The following is a 6,349-nucleotide window of genomic DNA, read 5'->3' as shown; positions in this document are numbered from 1 at the left end:
TTTTTTTTTTCCTTTTTTTTATTTATATTTATATATATATATTTATATATATATATTTATATATAGATTAATAAATTAAAAATAAAAATTGAATTTATTAAATTTTATGTTATGCTAGTAAATAAAAATATGACTATTCTTGAAAAGAAATTTAAATGTTTGATATAAAAATAAAGAAATTTAATATAAAAAAAAAAATTTTCATAATTCTCTTTATCTTATTTTCGTTATTAACCTGTACATTTTTAACAATAAGATATATAAATAAAAGAAAAATTGAAATAACAAGAAAAGAATTTAAAAAAATAGTAGATGATTTTAAAATAAAAAAAAATGATTTAATTAAAAAAGAAAAATTATTTTTCAAAAAACAAAATAATATATATAGTCATTTGATTGGATTAAATTTAGCAAAAAATTTATTTTTTAAAAAAAAATATAAAGAATCCATAAAAATTTTAAAAGAAATTTTGGTTTCTACTTCAGATATAAATTTAATTAATTTTATTAAATTAAATTTAGTAAAAATATATATTAAAAAAAAAAAATTTTCTTTAGCATTAAAAATAATTCATCATATAGATGATGATATTTGGAAATCTTTATTTAATAAATATAAAAAGTATATTACTTCTCATATGAGATAATTTTAATGATTTTAAATATTGCTTTGATTGGTAAATCTAATGTAGGTAAATCTAGTTTATTTAATTTATTAACTAATTCTAAATCTGCATTAACTAGTGACTTACCATCCACTACTCGTGATAGACAATATGGTTTTTTAAAGATTAAAGAAAAAAAAATTAATATTATTGATACTGCTGGTATTAATAATATAAAAAGAAAATTTTTTAATTTAATTGAAAAACAAGCATACAAACAAACTATTCTTGCTATACAGGAATTTCATTTAATTTTTTTTTTAGTTGATGCCCGTTATGAACTAACAATAGTAGATTATTTTATTTTAAAATTGATTAGAAAAGAAAATAAGAATATTTTTTTATTAATTAATAAAATTGATTTAATGAAAAGAGAAAATTCTTTCATAGATTTTTATAATTTAGGAATAAAGAATATTTTTAAAATATCAGTTATCCATAAAATTGGATATTTAAATCTTTTAAAAAATATATATAATTTTCTTAAAAAAAGAGAGAAAAAAATATTTTTAGAAAATAATAAAATAAACAAATATATTAATATAAAAATTTGTTTTTTAGGAAAAACTAATGCTGGAAAATCAACATTAATTAATAGTTTATTAAATTCTAATAGAGTAATAACAAGTTCTACAAAAAATACTACTCGAGATATGATTGAAATATCATTAATTAATAAGAAGATAAAATATATTTTTACTGATACAGCTGGCATAAATAAAAAAAGAAAAAAAAAAGATTTTTTAAATTATATTTTTGAAAAAAAATCATTTGATGTTGTTAAAAAAAATCAAATAGCAATTATTGTTATTGATTCTTATGTTGGAATTAGTTCAAAAGATTTATCTATTATTACATTTTTGATTAATCAAAATGTTGCTTTTTTTATTATTTTTAATAAATGGGATTTAATTTCTAAAGAAAGAAAAAAAAAAATAAAGCAGGAAAATAAATATCGTTTAAAATTTATTAGAAATATAAAAATAATATATTTATCTGCAATCAAAAAAACAAATTTAAAAAAAATATTTCTTCAAATAAAAATTATTTACAATGAATCAAAAAAAATATTTAGTACTTCATCTTTAATTAAGATAATTAACAAAGCTACTAAAAAACACTCATTACCAATGGGTGTAACGGGAAAAATAATAAAATTAAAATACGCTCATCTTGGAAGAAAAAATCCAATATTTATTATTATACATGGAACACAAGTGCAATATATTTCGCAGACGTATAAAAAATATTTAATACGATTTTTACAAAAAGAATTAAAAATCCCGAATACACCCATCAAATTATTTTTTAAAAATAAAAAAAATCCATATACATAAATATTATATATTTATTTTTTTTCACTACTACGATTAACATGATATAATGGAATTTCAACTTCGATATCTTTCGTTCCCAGTCGTGCTTGACATCCTAATCGACTATTTCTTTCAAGTCCCCAAGCTTTATCTAATAAATCTTCTTCTTTTTCATAACATTTAGACAGTGAAGAAAAACCTTTTCTTATAATACAATGACAAGTACAACATGCGCATGATTTTTCACAAGCATGTTCCATTTTAATATTGTTTTTTAATGCTACGTCAAGTATAGAGTCTCCAGTATTACCAGTTACTTTTAATCCTTTAGGTAAAATAAATTTTTGTGGATAAAAAAATATATTCGGCATGACATATTCCTATTTTATTTATTAAGAAAAAATTTTATTTTTAAATATATAAGTAGAAATTTTAATTATATAAATATTTTAATTAATTAATTTTTAAAAAATTATTTATTTATAGTAATTGATTTATTTTGTTGATATGTTGTATCAATTTTTATGTTATGAATGATATCTGATTTTTTTTCTTCTATAATAATAGAAAGTAATCCATCTGTATCTATTTGGAAAATTACTTTTATCTTTATTTTTCCAGCTGGTTTAGGTATAATATTTTTTATTTTAAATTTTGTTAATAATTGACAATTTTTTGTATATTTATCTTCTCCTTGATAAATATTAATACAAAATCCTGTTTGATTATCTTTAAAAGTTGTAAAATATTTAATGACTTCAGTAGGAATTTTTGTATTTTTTTTTATCATTTTTTCCATTAAACCACCTACTAATTCTATTCCAATAGACAATGGAATTACATCAAGTAATAAAATAGATTTTTTTCTGTTTTTTTTTTTATTAAAATATAAAAAATTTGCATGTAATCCAGCTCCTTTAGCCACTAATTTCATTGGATTTATAGAGGTTAATGGTTTTATTTTGAAAAAAGAATAAATACATTCATGAATTAGTGGTATATATGTAAAACCACCAACTAAAATAATATCTTTTATTTTTTTTTTAGATATATTTGCATCATTTAAAGCAATTTTTAATATTTTTAATGTTTTTTTAATAAATGGATAAATTAATTGATTAAATTCTTTTTTAGAACATATAATTTTTTCATTTAAAAATTTTGTTTTTACTAACGATTTTCTACTTAATTGAATTTTTATTTTTTCAGCAATAATTAATAATTTTTTAAATAATATTTTGTTTAAAAGAGGTTTTTTTTTTATTTTTGAAATTAATAGATAAACTAATTTTTTATCAAAATCATCTCCACCTAATTTACAATTTCCATTAGTTGATAATACTTCAAAAATTCCTTTTGATATTTTTAATATTGATACGTCAAAAGTACCTCCACCTAAATCATAAACACATATAATTCCTTTTTTCTTTTTTTCTAATCCATAAGCAATTGCTGCTGCTGTAGGTTCGTTTAATAAACGTAATATTTTTAAATTAACTGTTTCTGCTGCTTTTCTTACTATGTTTTTTTGTATATTATTGAAATATGCAGGTATTGTTATTACAGCACCGTGAATAGAATTTTTAAATTTTTTTTCTGTTTTTTTTTTAATATATTCAAAAAATTTTTCAATTATACAAGAAACATTCATTTTTCCTATTTTTGTATGAAAAACTAATTCTTTTTTATTATTTTCAGAAATTATATTAGGAATATTTATGTTTTTTTTTATTGAATTATAAGAAATACCGATAAATCTTTTAATTGATGAAATTGTATTTTGAGCATCTGAAGATAAATATTTTAATGCTTTCCATCCTATTGATATTTTTTTATTAGATATATGAATAATTGAAGGAAAAAACTTTTTTTTATTAAAATTATTAATTATTTTTATTTTTTTTTCTAATATTGTAGAAACTAAACTGTTTGTTGTTCCGAAGTCAATTCCAATTATTGTTTTTTTTTTCATTGTTTACCTATTTTAGTTTTTTTTTAAAATTTTTTGCTTTATTTAGAATTTTATAAATAAAAGATATATGAAAAAGAATTTTGTTTGCTTTTTCAATTTTTTTTTCTTTGATTTTTTTATTAAATTTTAAAAATAATAAATTTTTTTTTTTTTTAATTTTTTTTATAAAATTTTTTATTTTAATTAATTGATTCGGTTTTTTTTTTATTTTTTGTATTTCTTCATATAAATTAAATTTTTCTATAAGAATATCTTTATTTTTTGTAATATTATTTTTTTTATAAAAATTTTTTTTTTTATTTATATCTAATAAATGATTAGCCCTAGAAAATTTATTTTTTAATATATTATAACCTTGATTAATTTTTATTGATATTAATAATTGATCTTTTTTTTTTATTTTTTTTTTTAAGTTTAAATCAGGATGATATTTTTTTTGTAATATATAAAAATTTTTTTTTAATTTTTTTTTATCTATTTTTAATTCTTGATTTAATTGAAATAATTTGAAGTAATTCATTATAAACCTATTTATAAAAAAAATTATGAAAAATTAGAAAAAATTTAAATTTAATAATATAAATTTATTATATATTAATATTTTTAATTGTATTTTATTTAAATATATTAATTATATTAGTGCTAAGGAAATATTAGATATATTTTCTGGCACTAATTTTTTTTTTATTTTTTTTTTTTTGTTTTTTTATTTTTTTGATAATAATTTTTTATTGCTGCTTTAATGGCATCTTCTGCTAAGATAGAACAATGAATTTTTACAGGTGGTAATTCTAATTCTTTAGCAATATCAGTATTTTTTATTTTTTTTGCTTGATTTAATGTTTTTCCTTTTACCCATTCTGTCATTAATGAACTAGATGCAATAGCAGAACCACATCCATAAGTTTTAAAACACGCATCTTTTATTCTTTCTTTATGATCTACTTTTATTTGTAATTTCATAACATCACCGCATGCTGGAGCTCCTACTAAACTAGTTCCAATATTATTTTCTTTTTCAGGAAAAGATCCTACATTTCTTGGATTTTCATAATGATCAATTACTTTTTTACTATATGACATATTTTTTTTCCTATATAAATAATTAATTCCAATTAATAGAATCAATATTAATACCTGCTTTAAACATTTCCCAAAGTGGAGATAATTTTCTTAATTTTAATACTGCTTTTTTTATTTCTATTATAGCATATTCAATTTCTTGATAAGTTGTAAATCTTCCTAAAGAAAATCTAATTGAGCTATGAGCTAATTCATCTTTTACTCCTATAGATTTTAATACATAAGATGGTTCTAAACTTTGTGAAGTACATGCTGAACCTGAAGAAACAGCTAAGTTTTTTAAAGCCATTAGTAATGATTCACCTTCTATATAATTAAAACTTATATTAATAATATTATAAACACAATAATTAAAATTACTATTTAAATATATTTCTTCAATATTTTTTAGTCCATTCCATAATATTTTTTGTAAATTTTTCATATGTTTTATATCATGATGCATATTTTTTCTTAAAATTCTACATGCTTCACCAAATCCAACAATTTGATGTACTGGTAAAGTTCCTGAACGAAATCCTCTTTCTTGTCCTCCTCCATGGATTTGAGGTGATAATCTAATACGAGGTTTTTTACTAATGTATAAAGCTCCAATTCCTTTAGGTCCATATATTTTATGAGCAGAAAAAGATAATAAATCAATTTTTAGTTTTTGCATATTAATTTTGATTTTTCCAATACTTTGAGTAGCGTCTACATGAAAAAAAATTCTTTTTTTTCTACAAAATTTTCCTATTTTTTTAATATTTTGAATAGATCCGATTTCATTATTAACATGCATAATTGAAATTAAAAGTGTATTTTTATTAATGTTTTTTTTTATTTGTTTAATTTTAATAATTCCATATTTATTAGGTGATAAATATGTTACATTACATCCTTTATATTCTAAATATCGGTAACAATCTAGTACTGATTTATGTTCTATAGTACTAGTGATAATATGTGTGTTTTTTTTTTTATGAAATTCATAAATTCCTTTAATAGCTAAATTGTTAGATTCAGTAGCTCCTGAAGTAAAAATAATTTCTCTAGAATCTGCATTAATTAACTTAGCAATTTCATTTCTAGAAATATCTACTGCTTCTTCTGCTTCCCAGCCAAATTGATGAGATCTAGATGCTGAATTTCCAAAAATATCATTAATTAAATAATATTGATTCATTTTTTTTTTTACTTTAGAATCCATAGGTGTTGTAGCTGCATAATCTAAATAAATAGGAAATTTCATTTTTATAACCTTTAAATGTATTATATTTATTTTAAATAATATAATTTATATTATATTATAATAATAATAATTATATTTATTT

The 6,349-nt window shown here is 18.5% G+C and carries 7 protein-coding genes; 2 read left to right on the top strand and 5 right to left on the bottom strand.

Going from position 1 to position 6,349, the window contains the following annotated elements; all coding sequences use genetic code 11:
* The first annotated feature begins 155 nt into the window (after positions 1-155).
* The gene (locus BCC_RS02025; protein WP_011672762.1) at positions 156-647 is read left to right on the top strand and encodes a tetratricopeptide repeat protein; all 492 of its coding nucleotides are present in this window, start codon (positions 156-158) and stop codon (positions 645-647) included.
* Positions 648-652: 5 nt separating this feature from the next.
* A complete protein-coding gene (der, locus tag BCC_RS02020) occupies positions 653-2,002 on the top strand; it encodes a ribosome biogenesis GTPase Der (RefSeq protein ID WP_011672761.1) in 1,350 nt (449 codons plus the stop codon).
* 11 nt (positions 2,003-2,013) lie between these two features.
* Here der and fdx read toward each other — a convergent pair whose 3' ends face one another.
* The 5 genes from fdx to BCC_RS01995 all read right to left on the bottom strand — a co-directional run bounded on the left by fdx (position 2,014) and on the right by BCC_RS01995 (position 6,267).
* Positions 2,014-2,352, bottom strand: coding sequence for an ISC system 2Fe-2S type ferredoxin (gene fdx / locus BCC_RS02015; RefSeq protein ID WP_011672760.1), 339 nt, complete (start codon positions 2,350-2,352; stop codon positions 2,014-2,016).
* A 101-nt stretch (positions 2,353-2,453) separates the two neighbouring features.
* A complete protein-coding gene (locus tag BCC_RS02010) occupies positions 2,454-3,953 on the bottom strand; it encodes an Hsp70 family protein (protein WP_011672759.1) in 1,500 nt (499 codons plus the stop codon).
* A 7-nt stretch (positions 3,954-3,960) separates the two neighbouring features.
* Positions 3,961-4,473 carry a Fe-S protein assembly co-chaperone HscB gene (gene hscB, locus BCC_RS02005; protein WP_011672758.1) on the bottom strand — a complete coding sequence of 171 codons (513 nt, stop codon included), beginning with the start codon at positions 4,471-4,473 and terminating at the stop codon, positions 3,961-3,963.
* Between the two features lie 164 nt (positions 4,474-4,637).
* Positions 4,638-5,036: a Fe-S cluster assembly scaffold IscU gene (gene iscU, locus BCC_RS02000; RefSeq protein WP_011672757.1), complete on the bottom strand. Its 399-nt coding sequence runs from the start codon at positions 5,034-5,036 to the stop codon at positions 4,638-4,640.
* Positions 5,037-5,058: 22 nt separating this feature from the next.
* Entirely contained in the window at positions 5,059-6,267 is a 1,209-nt protein-coding gene (locus BCC_RS01995; protein WP_011672756.1) for an IscS subfamily cysteine desulfurase, read from the bottom strand.
* Between the last annotated feature and the right edge of the window lie 82 nt (positions 6,268-6,349).

Source organism: Buchnera aphidicola BCc, from assembly GCF_000090965.1.
In the GTDB taxonomy this organism is placed as follows: domain Bacteria; phylum Pseudomonadota; class Gammaproteobacteria; order Enterobacterales; family Enterobacteriaceae; genus Buchnera_F; species Buchnera_F aphidicola_F.
This window is presented reverse-complemented; position numbering and strand designations above follow the sequence as displayed.

Bases quoted from the DNA above. Each gene is read 5' to 3' on its own strand.
- BCC_RS02010 (WP_011672759.1), bottom strand. From the start codon at position 3,953: ATGAAAAAAAAAACAATAATTGGAATTGACTTCGGAACAACAAACAGT.
- fdx (WP_011672760.1), bottom strand. From the start codon at position 2,352: ATGCCGAATATATTTTTTTATCCACAAAAATTTATTTTACCTAAAGGA.
- BCC_RS02025 (WP_011672762.1), top strand. From the start codon at position 156: ATGTTTGATATAAAAATAAAGAAATTTAATATAAAAAAAAAAATTTTC.
- BCC_RS01995 (WP_011672756.1), bottom strand. From the start codon at position 6,267: ATGAAATTTCCTATTTATTTAGATTATGCAGCTACAACACCTATGGAT.
- der (WP_011672761.1), top strand. From the start codon at position 653: ATGATTTTAAATATTGCTTTGATTGGTAAATCTAATGTAGGTAAATCT.
- iscU (WP_011672757.1), bottom strand. From the start codon at position 5,036: ATGTCATATAGTAAAAAAGTAATTGATCATTATGAAAATCCAAGAAAT.
- hscB (WP_011672758.1), bottom strand. From the start codon at position 4,473: ATGAATTACTTCAAATTATTTCAATTAAATCAAGAATTAAAAATAGAT.